General features: G+C 61.4%; 8 protein-coding genes. 7 read left to right on the top strand and 1 reads right to left on the bottom strand.

Annotation, left to right across the window (positions count from 1 at the left end):
* The first annotated feature begins 309 nt into the window (after positions 1 to 309).
* From R9B85_RS13275 to R9B85_RS13300, 6 genes are all read left to right on the top strand, one after another.
* The gene (locus R9B85_RS13275) at positions 310 to 17,367 is read left to right on the top strand and encodes a retention module-containing protein (RefSeq protein ID WP_423770284.1); all 17,058 of its coding nucleotides are present in this window, start codon (positions 310 to 312) and stop codon (positions 17,365 to 17,367) included.
* Positions 17,368 to 17,554: 187 nt separating this feature from the next.
* Positions 17,555 to 17,896 carry a tryptophan synthase subunit beta gene (locus R9B85_RS13280; protein ID WP_112251153.1) on the top strand — a complete coding sequence of 114 codons (342 nt, stop codon included), beginning with the start codon at positions 17,555 to 17,557 and terminating at the stop codon, positions 17,894 to 17,896.
* A 197-nt stretch (positions 17,897 to 18,093) separates the two neighbouring features.
* Complete coding sequence (locus R9B85_RS13285) at positions 18,094 to 18,993, top strand: TauD/TfdA dioxygenase family protein (protein ID WP_112251155.1); 900 nt, start codon at positions 18,094 to 18,096, stop codon at positions 18,991 to 18,993.
* Positions 18,994 to 19,011: 18 nt separating this feature from the next.
* Complete coding sequence (locus tag R9B85_RS13290; protein ID WP_207877648.1) at positions 19,012 to 20,031, top strand: ABC transporter substrate-binding protein; 1,020 nt, start codon at positions 19,012 to 19,014, stop codon at positions 20,029 to 20,031.
* A gap of 6 nt (positions 20,032 to 20,037) precedes the next feature.
* Positions 20,038 to 20,901, top strand: coding sequence for an ABC transporter ATP-binding protein (locus R9B85_RS13295; RefSeq protein WP_112251159.1), 864 nt, complete (start codon positions 20,038 to 20,040; stop codon positions 20,899 to 20,901).
* Positions 20,902 to 20,915: 14 nt separating this feature from the next.
* Complete coding sequence (locus R9B85_RS13300; protein WP_207877646.1) at positions 20,916 to 21,779, top strand: ABC transporter permease; 864 nt, start codon at positions 20,916 to 20,918, stop codon at positions 21,777 to 21,779.
* A gap of 119 nt (positions 21,780 to 21,898) precedes the next feature.
* On the opposite strand, the gene R9B85_RS13305 is transcribed toward R9B85_RS13300, so the two are convergent.
* Positions 21,899 to 22,459 (bottom strand): WYL domain-containing protein, encoded by a 561-nt coding sequence (locus tag R9B85_RS13305; RefSeq protein WP_112251163.1) that lies wholly within the window; start codon positions 22,457 to 22,459, stop codon positions 21,899 to 21,901.
* Positions 22,460 to 22,666: 207 nt separating this feature from the next.
* Here R9B85_RS13305 and R9B85_RS13310 point away from each other — a divergent pair, with 207 nt between their 5' ends.
* On the top strand, positions 22,667 to 23,461 hold the full coding sequence (locus tag R9B85_RS13310) for a tetratricopeptide repeat protein (RefSeq protein ID WP_112251165.1): 795 nt from the start codon (positions 22,667 to 22,669) through the stop codon (positions 23,459 to 23,461).
* The last annotated feature ends 6 nt before the right edge of the window (positions 23,462 to 23,467 follow it).

Below are 23,467 nucleotides of genomic sequence, written 5' to 3' on the forward strand. Positions count from 1 at the left end.
CGGTCTTTACGATACTCAGGTCGGGAGAAGATGCTGAAAAGTACCCACTGAACGCGCTTTCGATGATGTACGGCACTTATTTACAAAACGCGTGGCTAGGATCCAAATATCAATGTGACATTACATTGTTGATTGTTTAGGATTGCATTATATAAGGTCAATTGTTTGGCATTTGGTCAATTCCAAAAAGTTATAGACGGGATATTGACGCCAGTAAGCGGCCAGAGATCATCGACATAGTTCCGCCTGAAGTGGTCTGCGAGCGCCGCTCTGGCAGGGAAGTACCCATCGGGTCACACGGAGAGTCCAATGAGCAGCGTTGTAGCCATCGTCAAAAGTATTGTCGGCCAGGTTATTGCGGTATCCCCAGAGGGCATTCGACGTGTTCTGATCGAAGGGGACCGCCTGCTGGCTGGTGAGGAAGTACTCACCGGCCCGGGCGGTGCAGTCACTTTGGAACTGGCCGATGGCCGTGTGCTCGACCTTGGGCGAGACAGCCAGTGGAGCGCTGATGCGCCGGAAAGCAGCACCGACCTGAGCCAGGCTACCGCGCAGGCCGCACCGTCGGTGGAGGAACTGCAACAGGCGATCGCTGCCGGTGTCGACCCGACTACCGAGCTTGAAGCGCCCGCGGCTGGCCCATCGTCGGCGGGCGGTGGTGGCGCACTGGGCGGTGGCCACAGCTTTGTCATGCTCGAAGAAACCGCGGGCCGGGTCGACCCTACCGTCGGCTTCCCGACCGACGGGCTGGGCTTTGCTGCCGTGCTCGATGGAGAAGAGGTTGGCGTGCTGGATACCACCAGCAACAACCAGGTGACTACACCGGCGGCGGACACCAACGTTGCTACCGACCTGGTTCTTGGCGCTACCCCTTCCATCAGCGAAGCGGGTGGCGTAATCGTTTATACCGCTACGGTTGGTCAAGCGCCGAGTACCAACCTGGTCATCACCCTTTCCAACGGGGCCGTAATAGTCATTCCGGCCGGGCAGACCTCGGGTAGCGTCAACGTCGTGGTCCCGGCAAACGATACCCCATATATCGACGGCGGCCAGATTTCGGCGACCGTAACGGGCACCACCGGGGGCGGCGGGCTGACGGTGACTGTGCCGCAAACGCCAGCGATTACCCAGGTTACCGATACCGTCGACACCACGACTGCGACTCTGACCGCTTCGCCAAGCGTGACTGAAGGCGGTGTCATCACTTACACCGTGACCCTGAGCAATCCGGCGCAGACGCCGGTGACCGTGACCCTGTCCAATGGCCAGACCATCACCGTTGAAGCCGGCAAGACCCAGGGCAGTGTCGACTTCCAGACCCCGGGCAACGACGTCTACAACAACGGCTCGACTGTCAGCACGACGATTACCGGTGCTACCGGCGGGAACTTCGAGCAGCTGACCCCGAATCCGACCCCGGCTCAAACCACGATCAACGACTCGGTCGACACCACCACCGCGACGCTGACGGCGACTCCGTCGGTGACCGAAGGCGGTGTGATCACCTACACCGTGACCCTGAGCAACCCAGCCCAGACTCCGGTGACCGTGACCCTGTCCAACGGCCAGACCATCACCGTCGAAGCCGGCAAGACCCAGGGCAGTGTCGACTTCCAGACCCCGGGCAACGACGTCTACAACAACGGCTCGACTGTCAGCACGACGATTACCGGTGCTACCGGCGGGAACTTCGAGCAGCTGACCCCGAATCCGACCCCGGCTCAAACCACGATCAACGACTCGGTCGACACCACCACCGCGACGCTGACGGCGACTCCGTCGGTGACCGAAGGCGGTGTGATCACCTACACCGTGACCCTGAGCAACCCGGCGCAGACCCCGGTGACAGTGACCCTGTCCAACGGCCAGACCATCACCGTCGAAGCCGGCAAGACCCAGGGCAGCGTCGATTTCCAGACCCCGGCCAACGACGTCTACAACAACGGCTCGACCGTCAGCACCACGATTACCGGTGCGACCGGTGGCAACTTCGAGCAGCTGACGCCGAACCCGACTCCGGCTCAAACAACGATCAACGACTCGGTCGACACCACCACCGCGACGCTGACCGCTTCGCCAAGCGTGACCGAAGGCGGTGTTATCACTTACACCGTGACCCTGAGCAACCCAGCCCAGACGCCGGTGACCGTGACTCTGTCCAACGGCCAGACCATCACCGTCGAAGCCGGCAAGACCCAGGGCAGTGTCGACTTCCAGACCCCGGGCAACGACGTCTACAACAACGGCTCGACCGTCAGCACCACGATTACCGGTGCGACCGGTGGCAACTTCGAGCAGCTGACCCCGAATCCGACCCCGGCTCAGACCACGATCAACGACTCGGTCGACAACACCACCGCGACGCTGACCGCTTCGCCAAGCGTGACCGAAGGCGGTGTTATCACCTACACCGTGACCCTGAGCAACCCAGCCCAGAGTCCGGTGACCGTGACCCTGTCCAACGGCCAGACCATCACCGTCGAAGCCGGCAAGACCCAGGGCAGTGTCGACTTCCAGACCCCGGGCAACGACGTCTACAACAACGGCTCGACCGTCAGCACCACGATTACCGGTGCGACCGGTGGCAACTTCGAGCAGCTGACCCCGAATCCGACCCCGGCTCAGACCACGATCAACGACTCGGTCGACAACACCACCGCGACGCTGACCGCTTCGCCAAGCGTGACCGAAGGCGGTGTTATCACCTACACCGTGACCCTGAGCAACCCAGCCCAGAGTCCGGTGACCGTGACCCTGTCCAACGGCCAGACCATCACCGTCGAAGCCGGCAAGACCCAGGGCAGTGTCGACTTCCAGACCCCGGGCAACGACGTCTACAACAACGGCTCGACCGTCAGCACCACGATTACCGGTGCGACCGGTGGCAACTTCGAGCAACTGACGCCGAATCCGACCCCGGCTCAAACCACGATCAACGACTCGGTCGACACCACCACCGCGACCCTGACGGCGACTCCGTCGGTGACCGAAGGCGGTGTGATCACCTACACCGTGACCCTGAGCAACCCAGCCCAGACCCCGGTGACCGTGACCCTGTCCAATGGCCAGACCATCACCGTTGAAGCCGGCAAGACCCAGGGCAGCGTCGATTTCCAGACCCCGGGCAACGACGTCTACAACAACGGCTCGACCGTCAATGTCACCATCGATAGCGCCACCGGCGGCAATTTCGAGCAACTGACGCCAGACCCGACGCCAGCATCGACTGTCATCAATGACAGCATCGATACCGTCACCGTTAGCATCGTCAGTAATGGCAACGTGACCGAGGACCAGCAGCCGTCCTTCACGGTGAAAGTAAGCCAGGCACTGGACCGTCCGTTGACGGTTACCTTGTTGAACGGCGACACCGTGACCATCGAGGCCGGCAAGACCGAAGTGGAATACAAGACCGCCGCCCAGGGGGATGACGTCATCCAGGATGCCGGCTCCGTCACGCTCAGCGTCACGGATGCCACCGTCTCGGGTGCCACCTTCGAGAAGCTGACCTTCGGAGGCCCGGCTACCGTTGAGATCTCGGACACCATCAGTGAAGTCGTCGCCAAACTGACTGCTACCGAGTCCGTCACCGAAGGTGGAGAAATTACCTACACCGTTACGCTGACCAGCAAGGATGGCCTGCCGCTCAACAACCAGTCGCCGCTGTATTTCACCCTCAGCGATGGCAAGACCGTTGTTGAGGTACCGGCCAACAGCACAACCGGTTCGATCACCGTTACCGCGCCAGACAACGTCTACATGGGCGCCAATCCGTCGGTGGTCAACGCGATCGACTCGGTCAGCGGTGCGGATGTGTGGAAATTCGAGAAACTGACCCTGGACAAGACCGAGGTCAGTACCACAGTGACTGACGAGCCCGGCACCCCCGGCACTGGGGGCGATCTCGTCCTGGTCAGCATCGAGGCCGACCAGGTGTCGGTCCCCGAGAACCAGAACCCGACCTTTACCGTGAGGGTCAACACCGTTCTGGCGCACGATCTTGTCGTGACGTTGAGCAACAATGCCCAGGTCACGATCAAGGCGGGGCAAACCAGCGCGCAGTACACCCACACCGAACAGGGTGACGACGTCTACCAGGATGCCGGCACCATCGGTGTTGGGATCAAAGCGGCGACCGATAGCGCAGGCAGCACTTTCGAGAACCTGCAGTTTGGCGGCGACGCGTCGGTGAAAGTGACTGACACCATCAACGAAGTGGTGGCCAGGCTGACGGCTACCGATTCCGTCACCGAAGGCGGCCAGATCACCTACACCGTCACGCTGACCAGCCAGGACGGCCTGCCGATCAACAACCATCAGCCGCTGTACTTCACCCTCAGCGACGGCAAGACCGTTATTGAGGTGCCAGCCAACAGCAACACTGGCTCGATCACCGTAACCGCGCCGAATGATGTCTATGTAGGCGCTCAGCCCGTAGTGAACGCGATCGACGCGGTCAGCGGCGCAGACGCCTGGAAGTTTGAAAAGCTGACCTTGGACAAGGCTCCAGTCAGCACAACGGTCACTGATGGCCCAGGCTCCGAGGACACTACCAGCCTGACGCTGTCTGCGACGCCGACAGTGGCCGAAGGCGGCAAGATCACCTACACCGCCACCTTGACCAACAAGGCAGGCACCGACCTGGTGATCAAACTGAGCAACGGTGAAAGCATCACCATTGCTGCGGGCCAAAAGGAAGCTTCGATCACCATCGACGCACCGAGCGACGACGTATATGTCGATGCCGCCAACCTGAGCGTGACCGTCACCGGTACCACCGGTGGTGATTTCGAGAAGCTGGATGTCAGCAGCACGGCAGCTGTGACCAAGGTGACCGACACCATCGACACCACCACCGTCACCCTGACGGCGACTTCGACTGTCGCTGAAGGCGGCGTTGTCACCTACACCGCGTCGGTCAACCACAAGGTCACCGGTTCCGACCTGGTGGTGAAACTGGCCAACGGCCAGACCATCACCATCCCGGTGGGCGAGTCGTCTGCTTCGGTACCGTTCACCGCGCCGAACAATGTCCACCACACCAACCTGGACCTGAGCAACAAGATCACCAGCATCTCGGGTGGCAACTACGAGAAGACCGTGGCGGTTGGCGAGCCAGTGACCACCGTCACCGACAACCCTGCGAACCCGGACATCACCACGCTCTCGCTGACTGCGACCGACACCGTGGCCGAAGGTGGCAAGATCACCTACACCGCTACGCTGTCCAACCCGGCGGGTACTGCTCTGACCGTCAAGCTGAGCAACGGCGAGAGCATCACCATCGCGGCAGGTCAGAAAGAAGCCTCGATCACCATCGATGCGCCGAGCGACGACGTCTACCTCGATGCTGAAGACCTGAGCGTGACCGTCGCCGGCACCACCGGTGGTGACTTCGAGAAGCTGGACGTCAGCAGCACTGCGGCTGTGACCAAGGTCACCGACACCATCGACACCACCACCGTAACCCTGACCGCCACGCAAAGCGTGGTCGAGGGCGGCGTTGTCACCTACACCGCATCGGTCAATCACAAAGTCACCGGTTCGGACCTGGTGGTGAAACTGGCCAACGGCCAGACCATCACCATCCCGGTTGGCGAGTCGTCTGCTTCGGTGCCGTTCACCGCACCGAACAACGTTCACAACACCAATCTGGACCTGAGCAACAAGATCACCAGCATCTCGGGTGGCAACTACGAGAAGACCGTGGCTGTAGGCGAGCCAGTGACTACCGTCACCGACAACCCTGCGACCCCGGATATCACCACGCTTTCGCTGACTGCGACCGATACCGTGGCCGAAGGCGGCAAGATCACCTACACCGCCACTTTGAGCAACAAGGCTGGCACTGACCTGGTCATCAAGCTGAGCAACGGCGAGACCATCACCATCGCGGCCGGCTCGAAGGAAGCGTCGATCACCATCGATGCGCCGAGCGACGACGTGTACCGCGATGCCGAAGACCTCAGCGTAACGATCACTGGCACCACCGGTGGTGACTTCGAGAAACTCGACGTCAGCAGCATTGCGGCTGTGACCAAGGTGACCGATACCATCGACACCACCACCGTGACCTTGACCGCGACTTCGACTGTCGCCGAAGGCGGCGTGGTCACCTACACCGCGTCGGTCAACCACAAGGTCACCGGTTCCGATCTGGTAGTGAAATTGGCCAACGGCCAGACCATCACCATCCCGGTTGGCGAATCGTCGGCATCGGTGCCGTTCACCGCGCCGAACAACGTCCACAACACCAACCTGGACCTCACCAACAAGATCACCAATATATCGGGTGGTAACTACGAGAAGACCGTAGCCGTTGGCGAGCCAGTGACCACTGTCACCGACAACCCGGCGACCCCGGACATCACCACGCTCTCGCTGACTGCGACCGACACCGTGGCCGAAGGCGGCAAGATCACCTACACCGCCACCTTGAGCAACAAGGCCGGCACCGATCTGGTGGTCAAACTGAGCAACGGCGAGAGCATCACTATTGCCGCGGGTCAGAAAGAAGCTTCGATCACCATCGACGCACCGAGTGACGATGTGTATGTCGATGCGAAAGACCTGAGCGTGACCGTCACCGGCACCACCGGGGGCGACTTCGAGAAGCTGGAGGTCAGCAGCACGGCGGCTGTGACCAAGGTCACCGACACCATCGACACCACCACCGTCACCCTGACGGCGACTTCGACTGTCGCTGAAGGCGGCGTTGTCACCTACACCGCGTCGGTCAACCACAAGGTCACCGGTTCCGACCTGGTGGTGAAACTGGCCAACGGCCAGACCATCACCATCCCGGTTGGCGAGTCGTCTGCGTCGGTACCGTTCACCGCGCCAGACAATGCCTACAACACCAACCTGGACCTGACCAACAAGATCACCGACATCTCGGGCGGCAACTACGAGAAGACCGTAGCTGTGGGCGAGCCGGTAACGACCGTGACCGACGGGCCAGGCACCAAGGACATGACCCACCTGACCCTGAGCGCGACACCGACGGTTGCCGAGGGTGGGAAGATCACTTACACCGCGACCTTGACCAATAAGGCGGGCACCGATCTGGTCATCAAACTGAGCAATGGCGAGACCATCACAATTGCTGCCGGCTCGAAGGAGGCCTCGGTCACTGTCGATGCCCCGGGCGACGACGTCTACATCGATGCTGAAGTGCTTCAGGTCAAAGTGACCGGAACCTCGGGTGGTGATTTCGAGAAACTGAATGTAAACAGCGGCGCAGCCGTGACCAAGGTCACCGACACCATCGACACCACTACCGTGACGCTGACGGCGACTTCGACCGTAGCAGAAGGCGGCGTGGTCACCTACACCGCATCGGTCAACCACAAGGTCACTGGTTCGGATCTGGTAGTGAAATTGGCCAACGGCCAGACCATCACCATCCCGGTTGGCGAATCGTCGGCATCGGTACCGTTCACCGCGCCGAACAACGTGCACAACACCAATCTGGACCTGAGCAACAAGATCACCAGCATCTCGGGTGGCAATTACGAGAAGACCGTAGCCGTTGGCGAGCCAGTGACCACTGTCACCGACAACCCGGCGACCCCGGACATCACCACGCTCTCGCTGACTGCGACCGACACCGTGGCCGAAGGCGGCAAGATCACCTACACCGCTACGCTGTCCAACCCGGCGGGTACTGCTCTGACCGTCAAGCTGAGCAACGGCGAGACCATCACCATCGCGGCGGGTCAGAAGGAAGGCTCGGTTACCATCGACGCGCCTAGCGACGATGTGTACCTCGATTCGGGTAACGTGCAGGCCAAGATCGATAGCGCCAGCGGCGGCGACTTCGAGAAACTGGAAGTCAGCAAGACGGCAGCCGTGACCAAGGTGACCGATACCATCGACACCACCACCGTGACCTTGACCGCGACTTCGACTGTCGCCGAAGGCGGCGTGGTCACCTACACCGCGTCGGTCAACCACAAGGTCACCGGTTCGGATCTGGTAGTGAAATTGGCCAACGGCCAGACCATCACCATCCCGGTTGGCGAATCGTCGGCATCGGTACCGTTCACCGCGCCGAACAACGTCCACAACACCAACCTGGACCTGACCAACAAGATCACCAGCATCTCGGGTGGCAATTACGAGAAGACTGTAGCCGTTGGCGAGCCAGTCACGACTGTCACCGACAACCCGGCGACGCCAGACGTCACCACGCTGACGCTGACTGCGACCGACACCGTGGCCGAAGGTGGCAAGATCACCTACACCGCTACGCTGTCCAACCCGGCGGGTACTGCTCTGACCGTCAAGCTGAGCAACGGCGAGACCATCACCATCGCGGCGGGTCAGAAGGAAGGCTCGGTTACCATCGACGCGCCTAGCGACGATGTGTACCTCGATTCGGGTAACGTGCAGGCCAAGATCGATAGCGCCAGCGGCGGCGACTTTGAGAAACTGGAAGTCAGCAAGACGGCAGCCGTGACCAAGGTGACCGATACCATCGACACCACCACCGTGACCTTGACCGCGACTTCGACTGTCGCCGAAGGCGGCGTGGTCACCTACACCGCGTCGGTCAACCACAAGGTCACCGGTTCGGATCTGGTAGTGAAATTGGCCAACGGCCAGACCATCACCATCCCGGTTGGCGAATCGTCGGCATCGGTACCGTTCACCGCGCCGAACAACGTGCACAACACCAATCTGGACCTGAGCAACAAGATCACCAGCATCTCGGGTGGCAATTACGAGAAGACCGTAGCCGTTGGCGAGCCAGTGACCACTGTCACCGACAACCCGGCGACCCCGGACATCACCACGCTCTCGCTGACTGCGACCGATACCGTGGCCGAAGGCGGCAAGATCACCTACACGGCTACCTTGAGCAACAAGGCGGGCACCGACCTGGTGATCAAGCTGAGCAACGGCGAGACCATCACCATCGCGGCCGGCTCGAAGGAAGCTTCGATCACCATCGATGCGCCGAGCGACGACGTGTACGTCGATGCGAAAGATCTCAGCGTGACCGTCACCGGCACCACCGGTGGTGACTTCGAGAAGCTGGACGTCAGCAGCACAGCGGCTGTGACCAAGGTGACCGATACCATCGACACCACCACCGTGACTCTGACCGCCACTCAAAGCGTGGTCGAGGGCGGCGTGGTGACTTACACCGCGTCGGTCAACCACAAAGTCACCGGTTCCGATCTGGTGGTGAAGCTCGCCAACGGCCAGACCATCACCATCCCGGTTGGCGAATCGTCGGCATCGGTGCCATTCACCGCACCGAACAACGTCCACAACACCAACCTGGACCTGAGCAACAAGATCACCAGCATCTCGGGCGGCAACTACGAGAAGACCGTGGCGGTTGGCGAGCCAGTGACCACTGTCACCGACAACCCTGCGGCCCCGGACATCACCACGCTCTCGCTGACTGCGACCGATACCGTGGCCGAAGGCGGCAAGATCACCTACACCGCCACCTTGAGCAACAAGGCCGGTACCGACCTGGTGGTCAAACTGAGCAACGGTGAGAGCATCACCATTGCCGCCGGCTCGAAGGAAGCGTCGGTCACCATCGACGCACCGAGCGACGATGTGTATGTCGATGCCGCCAACCTGAGCGTGACCGTCACCGGCACCACCGGTGGTGACTTCGAGAAGCTGGACGTCAGCAGCACTGCGGCTGTGACCAAGGTCACTGACACCATCGACACCACCACCGTGACCTTGACCGCGACTTCGACTGTCGCTGAAGGTGGCGTGGTGACTTACACCGCTTCGGTCAACCACAAGGTCACTGGTTCGGATCTGGTAGTGAAACTGGCCAACGGCCAGACCATCACCATCCCGGTGGGCGAGTCGTCTGCTTCGGTGCCGTTCACTGCACCGAACAACGTCCACAACACCAACTTGGACCTCACCAACAAGATCACCAATATATCGGGTGGTAACTACGAGAAGACCGTGGCGGTTGGCGAGCCAGTGACCACTGTCACCGACAACCCCGCTAGCCCGGACATCACCACGCTCACCTTGACCGCGACGGATACCGTGGCCGAAGGCGGCAAGATCACCTACACCGCCACCTTGAGCAACAAGGCGGGCACCGATCTGGTGATCAAGCTGAGCAACGGCGAGACCATCACCATTGCGGCCGGCTCGAAGGAAGCGTCGATCATCATCGATGCGCCGAGCGACGACGTGTACGTCGATGCGAAAGATCTCAGCGTGACCGTCACCGGCACCACCGGCGGCGACTTCGAGAAGCTGGACGTCAGCAGCACTGCGGCTGTGACCAAGGTCACCGACACCATCGACACCACCACCGTGACCCTGACCGCCACGCAAAGCGTGGTCGAAGGTGGCGTGGTGACCTACACCGCGTCGGTCAACCACAAGGTCACCGGTTCCGATCTGGTGGTGAAGCTCGCCAACGGCCAGACCATCACCATCCCGGTAGGCGAGTCGTCTGCTTCGATGCCGTTCACTGCACCGAACAACGTCCACAACACCAACCTGGACCTGAGCAACAAGATCACCAGCATCTCGGGCGGCAACTACGAGAAGACCGTGGCGGTTGGCGAGCCAGTGACCACCGTCACCGACAACCCGGCGACCCCGGACATCACCACGCTCTCGCTGACTGCGACCGACACCGTGGCCGAAGGTGGCAAGATCACTTACACCGCCACCTTGAGCAACAAGGCGGGTACCGATCTGGTGATCAAACTGAGCAACGGCGAGACCATCACCATTGCGGCCGGCTCGAAGGAAGCGTCGATCATCATCGATGCGCCGAGCGACGACGTGTACGTCGATGCGAAAGATCTCAGCGTGACCGTCACCGGCACCACCGGTGGTGACTTCGAGAAGCTGGACGTCAGCAGCACGGCGGCTGTGACCAAGGTCACCGACACCATCGACACCACCACCGTCACCCTGACGGCGACTTCGACTGTCGCTGAAGGTGGCGTGGTCACCTACACCGCGTCGGTCAACCACAAAGTCACCGGTTCCGACCTGGTGGTGAAACTGGCCAACGGCCAGACCATCACCATCCCGGTTGGCGAATCGTCGGCATCGGTGCCGTTCACCGCACCGAACAACGTCCACAATACCAACCTGGACCTCACCAACAAGATCACCAATATCTCGGGTGGTAACTACGAGAAGACCGTGGCGGTTGGCGAGCCAGTGACCACCGTCACCGACAACCCGGCGACCCCGGACATCACCACGCTCTCGCTGACTGCGACCGACACCGTGGCCGAAGGTGGCAAGATCACTTACACCGCCACCTTGAGCAACAAGGCGGGTACCGATCTGGTGATCAAACTGAGCAACGGCGAGACCATCACCATTGCGGCCGGCTCGAAGGAAGCGTCGATCATCATCGATGCGCCGAGCGACGACGTGTACGTCGATGCGAAAGATCTCAGCGTGACCGTCACCGGCACCACCGGTGGTGACTTCGAGAAGCTGGACGTCAGCAGCACGGCGGCTGTGACCAAGGTCACCGACACCATCGACACCACCACCGTCACCCTGACGGCGACTTCGACTGTCGCTGAAGGTGGCGTGGTCACCTACACCGCGTCGGTCAACCACAAAGTCACCGGTTCCGACCTGGTGGTGAAACTGGCCAACGGCCAGACCATCACCATCCCGGTTGGCGAATCGTCGGCATCGGTGCCGTTCACCGCACCGAACAACGTCCACAACACAAACCTGGACCTGAGCAACAAGATCACCAGCATTTCGGGCGGCAACTACGAGAAGACCGTGGCGGTTGGCGAGCCAGTGACCACCGTCACCGACAACCCTGCGACCCCGGACATCACCACGCTCTCGCTGACTGCGACCGACACCGTGGCCGAAGGTGGCAAGATCACTTACACCGCCACCTTGAGCAACAAGGCGGGTACCGATCTGGTGATCAAACTGAGCAACGGCGAGACCATCACCATTGCGGCCGGCTCGAAGGAGGCGTCGATCACCATCGATGCACCGAGCGACGATGTGTACGTCGATGCGAAAGACCTCAGCGTGACCGTCACCGGCACCACCGGTGGTGACTTCGAGAAGCTGGACGTCAGCAGCACGGCGGCTGTGACCAAGGTCACCGACACCATCGACACCACCACCGTCACCCTGACGGCGACTTCGACTGTCGCTGAAGGTGGCGTGGTCACCTACACCGCGTCGGTCAACCACAAAGTCACCGGTTCCGACCTGGTGGTGAAACTGGCCAACGGCCAGACCATCACCATCCCGGTTGGCGAATCGTCGGCATCGGTGCCGTTCACCGCACCGAACAACGTCCACAATACCAACCTGGACCTCACCAACAAGATCACCAATATCTCGGGTGGTAACTACGAGAAGACCGTGGCGGTTGGCGAGCCAGTGACTACCGTCACCGACAACCCGGCGACTCCGGACATCACCACGCTCTCGCTCACCGCGACCGATACCGTGGCCGAGGGTGGCAAGATCACCTACACCGCCACCTTGAGCAACAAGGCCGGCACCGATCTGGTGGTCAAACTGAGCAACGGCGAGAGCATCACTATTGCCGCGGGTCAGAAAGAAGCTTCGATCACCATCGACGCACCGAGCGACGATGTGTACGTCGATGCGAAAGACCTCAGCGTGACCGTCACCGGCACCACCGGTGGTGACTTCGAGAAGCTGGACGTCAGCAGCACGGCGGCTGTGACCAAGGTCACCGACACCATCGACACCACCACCGTCACCCTGACGGCGACTTCGACTGTCGCTGAAGGTGGCGTGGTCACCTACACCGCGTCGGTCAACCACAAAGTCACCGGTTCCGACCTGGTGGTGAAACTGGCCAACGGCCAGACCATCACCATCCCGGTTGGCGAATCGTCGGCATCGGTGCCGTTCACCGCACCGAACAACGTCCACAACACAAACCTGGACCTGAGCAACAAGATCACCAGCATTTCGGGCGGCAACTACGAGAAGACCGTGGCGGTTGGCGAGCCAGTGACCACCGTCACCGACAACCCTGCGACCCCTGATATCACCACGCTCTCGCTGACTGCGACCGACACCGTGGCCGAAGGCGGCAAGATCACCTACACCGCTACCCTGAGCAACCAGGCCGGCACCGATCTGGTGGTCAGGCTGAGCAACGGCGAGAGCATCACCATCGCGGCGGGTCAGAAGCAGGGTTCGATCACCATCGACGCCCCGGGCGACGATGTGTACGTTGATGCAGGGAACGTTCAGGCCAAGATCGACGGTACCACTGGCGGCGACTTCGAGCTGCTGGCAACCAACGGTGCCTATGCGGTTACCAAGGTCACCGACACCATCGACCAGACCGGCCTGAGCCTGAGCGCCACGCCGACCGTCGCAGAAGGTGGCCAGATCACCTACGTCGCCACCCTGACCAACAAGGCTGGCACCGACATGACGATCAAGCTCAGCAACGGTGCTGTGATCAGCATTGAGGCGGGCAAGTTCTCCGGCTCCGTTACCGTTCCGGCGCCCGCCGATGACGTCTATATCGATGCTGGCAATGTTTCGGCGAAGATCACCGAAACCAACGGTGGCAACTTCGAGAAGCTGAACGTCAGCGATACGGCGGCGGTCACCGCGGTCTCGGACACCATCCAGACCACCACCCTGAGCCTCAGCGGTACCACTGCCGTCGCTGAAGGTGGCAACGCCACATACGTCCTGAACCTGACCAACAAGGCCGAGACCGACGTCACCGTCAAACTGAGCTACACCGGCACCGCAGCCGATGGCACGGACTACACCGGCGTCGCCACGGTGGTGATCAAGGCCAACACCACGCAGGCAACGTTCACCATCCCGACCCTCAAGGACAGCATCACCGAGGGTACCGAGCACTTCACGGTCAAGATCGATTCGGCCACTGGCGGCAACTTCGAGAAGCTCGACATAAGCTCCAGCGCCGGCAGCGTGACCACCCAGATCTTCGAGCCGGCCCCGGTTCTGGACCTGGATGGCAACGACTCCAGCGGCAAGACCGGTGCCGACTACCAGACCACCTTCACCGAGAACCAGCCAGGCAGTGGTGTGTCGATCGGCGATGTGGACGTCACCATCACCGACTTCGACAGCTCGAAGCTGACGGGCGCGACGGTCACCCTGACCAACCGCCAGCCGGGTGACGCGCTGAACCTGGGCAACAGTGTCAACGGCATCACGGTCAACGCCAACAGCACAGACGGCAAGGTAGTCCTGACCCTGAGCGGCGCTGCATCGCTGGCCGACTATATCCAGGCGATCAAGAACATCACCTTCATCAACAGCAGCGAGAACCCGAGCACCACGCCTCGCGTCATCACCGTGACGGTGACCGACGGCGTGAATACCTCGAACACCGCCACGACCACGGTGAACGTGATCGCAGTCAACGACGCACCGGTCGCCACCGGCGGCGCCGTCACCGGGGTCGAAGATACGCCGCTGGTGCTGACCTGGAGTGACCTCAATATTTCCGACGTCGACAGCGCCCTGTCGAGCCTGGGTGTGACCTTCACCCAGCTGCCAGCAGGCTCGCTGCAGCTCTTCAACGGCACCGCCTGGGTCAACGTCGCCCAGAACCAGACCGTCAGCCAGGCCGACATCGCTGCCGGCAACCTGCGGTTCGTGCCGAAACCCAACGAGTCGGGTATCGACGGATATGGCGGAACGGGCGTCGGCAACAAGCAGGCCGACTATGCCCAGATCAAGTACAAGCCTACCGACGGTACCGCTGCTGGCAGCGAGGCCACACTGAAGGTCGATATCACGCCTGTAGCCGACAAGCCTGGCCTGAACATCGGCAGCAACACCCCCGATTCGCTTGGCCTGACCAAGGAAACCTGGAACAGCCTCACGGGCCTGGGCACCAACGGCAACGGTATCAGCGGTACAGCGCTGAAGAGCGTGTTCGCCAACTCTGGCAGTGCCAGCAAGAGCGAGCAGGTTACCAGTGCCGACTCGGGCGGCAGCGTTGCCGCCGGCACTGGCTCCAAGACCTCCGGCCTGATCTACCTGGAAGCCGGCCAGACCTACACCTTCAGCGGTACCGCCGATGACAGCCTGCAGGTCTATATCGGCAAAACCAGCGTGGTCGGTGCCACCTGGGGTGGGGGCGGTACGATCTCAGGCAGCTTCTCGCCGCCTGTCAGCGGCTACTACACACTGGAGATCTACCACGCCAACCAGTCCGGCCCGGGTAGCCTGGATATCAACGTCAAGGTCGGTAACGGCCCGGTGACCGACCTGAGCAGCTCGGCCATCCCGATGTACCCGAACGTTGCGGCGATGGGTAACGCCGGGCTTTCCGTGTCCGACCTCCATGGCAGTGATGGCCAGGGCTACTACGACGGTTACAAGCTCAATGAAGGGCCGGAGAACGGCACCGTCAAGCTGGTTGGCATTTCCGCCAACCTGACCGACACCGACGGCTCCGAGACCCTGAGCGTCAAGCTGGACGGCATTCCGGCAGGTTCGGTGCTCAGCGATGGCGCCGGTCATACCGTAACCATCGGCGCCACTTCGGTTGACGTCACCGGCTGGAACCTCAACGGCCTGAGCATCAAGCCGCCGGCGTACTACCAGGGCAGTTTCGATGTGAAGGTAACCTCGACCGCCACCGAGAACGTGGGCGGCAGCAAAGCCTCCACCGAAGGCACGATCAAGGTAACCGTCTATCCGGACACCTACACCGCCAGCAACCTGACCACCGACAGCGACAGTTTCACCGGCACCGCAACCAGCGACGTTATCGTTGCCGACATCAGTGGCCTGCACGTGACGCCGGGTCAGGACTACAACATTGCGTTCATCGTCGATACCTCAGGCAGCATGGGCAGTGCGGTGGATGCCGCGCGCAACTCGCTGAAGTCGGTGTTCGATACCTTGGCCAACAGCGTCAAGGGTGCGCAGTCCGGCACAGTGAACATCCTGCTGGTGGACTTCTCCACCCAGGTGAACAGTACGGTTTCGGTCAACCTGGGCGACAAGAACGCGTTGAGCTCGCTCTACACTGCACTCAATACGCTCTATTCCAGCGGCTCGACCAACTACGAGGATGCCTTCAAGACTACCGCCAACTGGTTCAAGCAATTGATGGACGCGGGCAACACCGGCAGCCGCCAGACGTTCTTCATCACCGACGGCCAGCCGAACGTGTATCAGGCCGGCGAGCATGAGGTCACGCTCATGAATTCCAGCTACACACTGGATGCCGCGCTGAAGTCGATCAACTACAAGTTGGGCGATGTGGTCATCAACAAGCTGGTGGGCAACTACAACCGCGTCAGCATTGATGCCGCTGGTAACATGACCGCCCAGTACAGGACCGCAAATAACAACAATTGGCGTGACGACAGTGACGCAAGCGGACAGTTGCACGCTCAGGGAGATGGTACCTATGAGTTTTCCTACGCTACTTCCGACCGCTGGACCGACTACTATGCAGACCTCAATTCCCAGCAGAGCTTCCTGTTGTTGTCCAAGCTGTCTGGCGTGGAGGCCATTGGCCTCAACAGCGCGGTCAATGTCAACGACCTGAAGCCTTACGACACCGATAGCAAGCCGCAGACCAATATCGACCCGAGCAAACTGGCGGAAGCGATCCTGGGCCACACCGAAGCCACCGTGCCTGGCAATGACACCGTCAACGGTGGTGATGGCAACGACATCATCTTCGGTGACCTGGTGAGTTTCGGTTCGGTCGCCGGCAACGGTGTCGAAGCCATACAGGGCTATGTCGCAGGCCAGCTGGGTGTAGCCCTGGGTGATGTCGACGGTCGCGTGCTGCACAAGTACATCGTCGAGCACGTCAGCGAATTCGATGTCTCGCGCAGCAACGATGGCAATGACATCCTCAACGGTGGCACGGGCAATGACCTCCTGTTCGGCCAGGGCGGCGACGACACCCTCGACGGTGGCAAGGGCAATGACATCCTGATCGGCGGCGTGGGCAAGGACACCCTGCTCGGTGGTGAAGGCAATGACATCCTGCTTGGCGGCAAGGGCGATGACACCATGACCGGTGGCAGCGGTGCCGACACCTTCGTATGGAAGGCTGGCGATATCGGCAAAGACGTTATCAAGGACTTCAAGGTAGCCGAAGGCGACCGTATCGACCTGAAGGACCTGCTCCAGGGCGAGAAGGGCAGCACCATCGACAATTACCTGAAGCTCACTACGGTGGAAGGCACGACCACGCTGCAGGTCAGCAGCGAAGGCAAGCTCAATGCCACCGGTGGGATCGCCAACGCCGACGTGACCATCAAGCTGGAAGGGGTGAACTGGTCCAACACCACGATCAACTCGTTGATCAGCGGAGCTGACCCGACCATCATCATCCACAACAAGGACAGCTGACGCCAATGGGCTGCCCTGCAGCCCATCGCCATCACAAGCGTCAGGCTGGCACGAGCCTTCTTGATGTAGCCGGCCTTTCCCGCAACTCCATGACAGCGCATACTCTGGCGCCGGGCCTGCGTGACCGGCGATCTTTGCCTATGCTGCTGTCTACCACCAAGGAACCAACGTGACGAGGGACACCGCCATGTTCTACGTGCAACGCGATGCCGCCGGCCAGTTGCGGCGGGTAGAAGCGGCCGCTTTCGACGAGTTCACCGAAATGCTCCCCGCCGACCATGCCGATATCCAGGAATGGTTTGCCGATGATGTCGTGGAAAACAGCCTCAACCAGCTCAAGCAAAGCGACCTCGACATGATCCGCGTGCTCGAGGACCTGATCGATGTACTGACCGCCAAGGGTGTGTTCAACATCACCGATCTGCCCGCTGGCGCGCAGGCCAAGCTGCTCAACCGCTCCAAGGCGCGCAAGGCGCTCAGCAGCCTGACCAACCTCATTGAAGAAGAAGAGCACGGCGGGTTGATCTGATCACCGGCGAGCAAATACCGGTGCTATGGTTATTCTCTAAAGGTATTTAAATTATTGCTCTTATGACTTTATAGTCACTGCCACTGCGTACCCGTCGACCAATCGATGCGCCGCACGACTTGAACCCACACGGGAAATCCCCGTGCGTTTCTGATCGTTGCGCGCCATTGAAGTCGCGCACTGCGTGGGAGTGAAAAATGTCAGCCGCCTCGAACGCCTTGTCGATCATCGACAGCGCCCAGCCGCAACACTTCGAAATCCGCCCGTTCTCCGGCGCCGTAGGCGCCGAGATCATCGGCCTGGACCTGGCCATACCAGTCAACGCCGAGGATTTCGCCCGTATCCATCGCGCCCACCTCGACCACCATGTGCTGGTGTTCCGCGACCAGCGCATCAGCCCCGACCAGCAGATCGCCTTCAGCCGCCGTTTTGGTCCGTTGCAGATCCACGTGCTCAAGCAGTTCCTGCTCGCCGGCCACCCCGAGATCCTGATCGTTTCCAACATCATTGAAAACGGCCAGAACATCGGCCTGGGTGATGCCGGCAAGTTCTGGCACTCGGACCTGTCGTACAAGGAACTGCCCAGCCTCGGCTCCATGCTGCATGCCCAGGAGCTGCCCGACGAGGGCGGCGATACGCTGTTCGCCGACATGCACAAAGCCTGGGATGCCGTACCCGCGGCCCTGCGCAAGGTTGTCGAAGGCCGCAGTGCTGCGCACTCTTACACCGCCCGCTACGCCGAGACCAAGTTCGAAGGCAACTGGCGTCCGTCCCTGACCGCCGAGCAGCTGGCGCAGGTACAGGAAGTCATCCACCCGGTGGTTCGTACCCACCCGGAAAACGGCCGCAAGGCGCTGTTCGTCAGCGAGGGCTTCACCACCCGCATCGTCGGCCTGCCAGACGACGAAAGCCGCGACGTGCTGCAACAGCTGTACGCCCTGAGCGTGCTGGAGCAGAACATTTACCGCCACCAGTGGCAGCCCCACGACCTGGTGTTCTGGGACAACCGCTCGCTGATCCACCTGGCCACCGGCTGCCCCGCACACCTGCGGCGCAAGCTTTACCGCACCACCATCCAGGGCGATGCCCCGTTCTGACGACTGAGGAAACCCATCATGCGTAAATCCATCAGCCGCCTGGCGGCAAGCATCGGCCTGGGCGCAAGCCTGGTTGTCGGCAGCCTGGCGGCCCCCGCCGCGGCCCAAGCAGAAGGCAAGATTCGTATCGCCGAGCAGTTCGGCATTGTCTACCTGCTGCTGAACGTAGTACGTGACCAGCATCTGATCGAAAAGCATGGCAAGGAGCAGGGCATCGACATCGAAGTCGATTGGGCCCAGCTGTCGGGTGGTTCGGCCATCAACGACGCCCTGCTGTCCGGTTCGGTGGACATCGCCGGCGCTGGCGTCGGCCCACTGTTGACCGTGTGGGACCGCACCAAGGGCCGACAGAACGTCAAGGCCGTGGCTTCGCTGGGCAACTTCCCGTACTACCTGGTCAGCAGCAACCCCAACGTGAAGACCATTGCCGACCTCTCCGACAAAGACCGCATCGCCGTGCCGGCGGTAGGCGTTTCGGTGCAGTCGCGCTTCCTGCAGTATGCCGCCGCCCAGCAATGGGGCGACAAGGAATACAACCGCCTCGACAAGTACACCCTGGCCGTGCCGCATCCGGATGCCACTGCCGCGCTGCTGGCCGGCGGCACCGAACTCAACGGGCACTTCTCCAACCCGCCGTTCCAGGACCAGGTGCTGGCCAACAAGAACGTGCATGTGGTGCTCAACAGCTACGACCTGCTTGGCCCCAACTCGCCGACCTTGCTGTTCGCCACCGAGAAATTCCGCAAGGACAACCCCAAGACCTACAAGGCCTTCGTCGATGCGCTGACCGAAGCCGCAGACTTCGCCCAGAAGGACAAGGCAGCCGCCGCCGACACCTACATCCGCGTGACCAAGGCCAAGATCGACCGCGACACGTTGATCAAGCTGATCGACAACCCGCAGTACGAATTCACCATCACGCCAAAGAACACCTACAAGCTGGCCGACTTTCTCTATCGGGTAGGCGCCATCAAGCACAAGCCGGAATCGTGGAAGGACTACTTCTTCCAGGATGAACGCCCGCTGCAGGGGAGCTGACCGATCATGACCGCCCCATTGCCAGGCCACACGGCCAGCAACCTGAGCCGTGTCGCAACGCCACCTTTGCTCAAGGTGGATAATCTCAGCCTCGAATACCGCACCGCGCAACGCGTAGTACGGGCCACTCACCAGGTCAGCTTCGAAGTCGACCGTGCCGACCGCTTCGTGCTGCTCGGCCCCTCCGGGTGCGGCAAGTCCACTTTGCTAAAGGCCGTGGCCGGGTTCATCTCGCCCCAGGAAGGGCAGATTCTGCTGCAAGGTCAGCCAGTCAGCGGCCCAGGCCCCGACCGCATCGTGGTGTTCCAGGAGTTCGACCAGCTGCCGCCGTGGAAGACGGTGAAGCAGAACGTCATGTTCCCTCTGCTGGTGTCGGGCCAGCTGAAACGCGCCGAAGCCGAAGAGCGAGCGCTGCATTACCTGGAAAAAGTCGGCCTGGCAGCCTTTGCCGATGCCTACCCGCATACCCTGTCGGGCGGGATGAAGGCGCGCGTGGCGATCGCTCGTGCCCTGGCCACGCAGCCGAAGATCCTGCTGATGGACGAACCGTTCGCGGCACTTGATGCGCTAACCCGGCGCAAGATGCAGGAAGAGTTGCTGCTGCTGTGGGAAGAAGTGCGTTTTACGCTGCTGTTCGTTACCCACTCCATCGAAGAAGCACTGGTGGTCGGCAACCGCATCCTGCTGCTGTCGCCCCACCCAGGGCGGGTGCGTGCCGAAGTGCACAGCCACCAGTACGACCTGGGCAGCCTGGGTGGCAGCGACTTCCAGGCCAGTGCCCGGCGCATCCATCGCTTGCTGTTCGATGAGGCGGACAGCCCCGAACAGCCCGACGATCTTGGTTTCAACGATATCCGTATCGCCTACTGACAGGAGCTTCAGCCATGACCACTACACCTGTACGCCAGGAATACGAGGTGCAGCTGGAGCCTTTGCTCAGTGTGCCTGTGGAACGCAACCTGCCGTTGGCTCAGCGCCTGTGGCAGCACGGCTGGCTGCGCAAGGCGGTCATCCTGCTGGCGATCGCAGCGCTATGGGAGGCCATCGCCCGCTACCAGGGCAACGATCTGCTGCTGCCGACCTTCGTGCAGACGGCCACGGCGCTGTGGGACAGCCTGCTCAGCGGTGAGTTGCCGGACAAGGTTGGCGTGTCGCTGGTGATTCTGCTCAAGGGTTATTTGCTGGGGATCATCCTGGCCTTCGGCCTCACCAGCCTGGCAGTGTCGACCCAGCTTGGGCGCGATCTGCTGGGCACCCTGACCTCGATGTTCAATCCGTTGCCGGCGATTGCCCTGTTGCCCTTGGCCTTGCTGTGGTTCGGGCTGGGTGACAACAGCCTGATCTTCGTGCTGGTGCACTCGGTACTTTGGGCGTTGGCGCTGAACACCTATGCGGGCTTTCTCGGGGTGTCCGAGACCCTACGCATGGCGGGACGCAACTACGGCCTGAAGGGGCTGCGGCTGGTGCTGCATATCCTTGTCCCCGCAGCGCTACCGTCGATCCTGTCGGGGCTGAAGATCGGCTGGGCGTTTGCCTGGCGCACACTGATCGCTGCCGAGCTGGTGTTCGGGGCCAGCAGTGGTAAAGGCGGGTTGGGCTGGTACATCTTCCAGAACCGCAACGAGCTGTACACCGACAAGGTGTTTGCCGGGTTGGCGGTGGTGATCCTGATCGGCTTGCTGGTGGAAGGGCTGGTGTTCAATACCCTGGAGCGGCTGACGGTACGGCGCTGGGGGATGCAGCGCTAGCCAGTAAGCCTGCACCGGCCTCTTCGCGGGTAAACCCGCTCCCACAGGATTTCCATCGGCCTTGAGAGCGGTGCAGTACCTTGTGGGAGCGGGTTTACCCGCGAAGAGGCCGGTACAGGCTAAAAATTCAAATACTGCGCAGCCGCATTGCTCAGGATCTTGCCAATTTCCTCGCGCAATCCGGCTGGCTGTTCCACCACCACCCCATCCCCATGGCTCAACAGCCACCAGCGCAAAGGCCAGCCGTCGCTCACCGTGGCCTGCAACCGATGCCCGTGCTCCAACGCCGTCAGCTGCATGTCGCTACTCAACGGCGCAACCCGCAACTGCCGTGCCAGCGTATCGCTGATCCGCGCCACCAACTCCACCCCCTCACCCCGAGCCGGTTGCAGCGCATCACCGCGCAGGTGCGTCAACAAATCGAAATTGCCGCGCAAGTCGCCCACTGCGCTCGCCGACCAATGCCAGCCAAACGGGATGCTCTTGTCATTGCGCTCCAGCGGAAATATCAACGACAGTTCATTGAGATCACGTTCGACAGTGCGTTTGCTGACAGTGAAGCCCACGTCACGCAGGCGCCAGACCAGTTCGGCGCTGGTAATGCCTGGGGAACGGCTGGGCAGCTGGCGCAACAGCGCCCACTGTCGGCTGAGGGTGGCGCGAGTGGTGGCGAACGGCAAAAGGTAACGTCCTTGTCTAGGCTTGCCGCAACAGGATGGCGGCAGGCGTGGGGCATGGCAATTGGCCACAGCCTGCTCAGATCAAGGAAGTCGCATTTGGTTGCCTGGTGCCGAATCGTTCGCGACAGGTTTTGACGTTACGTCACGCAGAATCACGCCTCATCACAGCCGAAGGTTGGGGTTGTGTGTCGTTCAATGAGGATGAACATGTCTGCTGCCAGCAATATCCATTCGCTGCTTGCCCGCCTTCTGCCCGAGCGGGTGATCGCCCCACCGGCCGCTGTCGGAAGGCGACAGCGGCTGTTTGCCGGGATAGGCTTGCCCAGCCAGCGCTCGCTGCTGGTCAGCCGCCTGGACGAAGCCAGCGACTTGCAGGCGGTGTACAGCGACCTGCGCCGCCAGGCCTTGCAAGGCAACGTGGCAGCGCTCAACGACCTTGGCTGGATCTGGCTCAATGGCAAGTATTGGCGCGCCGACACCGTATTGGCTGGCCACCTGTTGCGCATGGCGGCCCTGCAAGGCCATGCCGCGGCATGGTTCAACCTTGGGCAGCAACATTACTTCGGCAAAGGCATCGAGCCCTCTTACCTGCAGGCGGCGGAGTGCTACCGGCAGGCTTTCGAGCGGGGCATGCTGCATGCCGCTGCCGCGCTGGGTGACCTGTACGAGGAAGAGGTGTGTGATGGCGGCCTGCAGTGGCAGGTCGACCTGGTGGAGGCTTACCAGTGGTTCTTGCGCGGGGCCGAGCGGGGTGAGGCACGCTGCCGTTTCGAGGTAGGTTACCGGTTGATGCACGGGCTGTACGTGGAGGCTGATCTCAAGGCCGCGTTGTACTGGCTGGAGCTGGCGGCTGCGGCGGGGGTAGTGCAGGCGGCCGAAGAGCTGGCGGTGCATTTCAGCAGCCGTGACGAGGGCCGCTATCAGGAGTGGCGTGACCGGGCGGTGCAGATGGGCAGCACACTGGCCTTGACCATGAAGCTGGAAGACCAGATACAGCCTTGAATTCTT

Source organism: Pseudomonas sp. NLJ1 (genome assembly GCF_049486705.1).
In the GTDB taxonomy this organism is placed as follows: domain Bacteria; phylum Pseudomonadota; class Gammaproteobacteria; order Pseudomonadales; family Pseudomonadaceae; genus Aquipseudomonas; species Aquipseudomonas inefficax.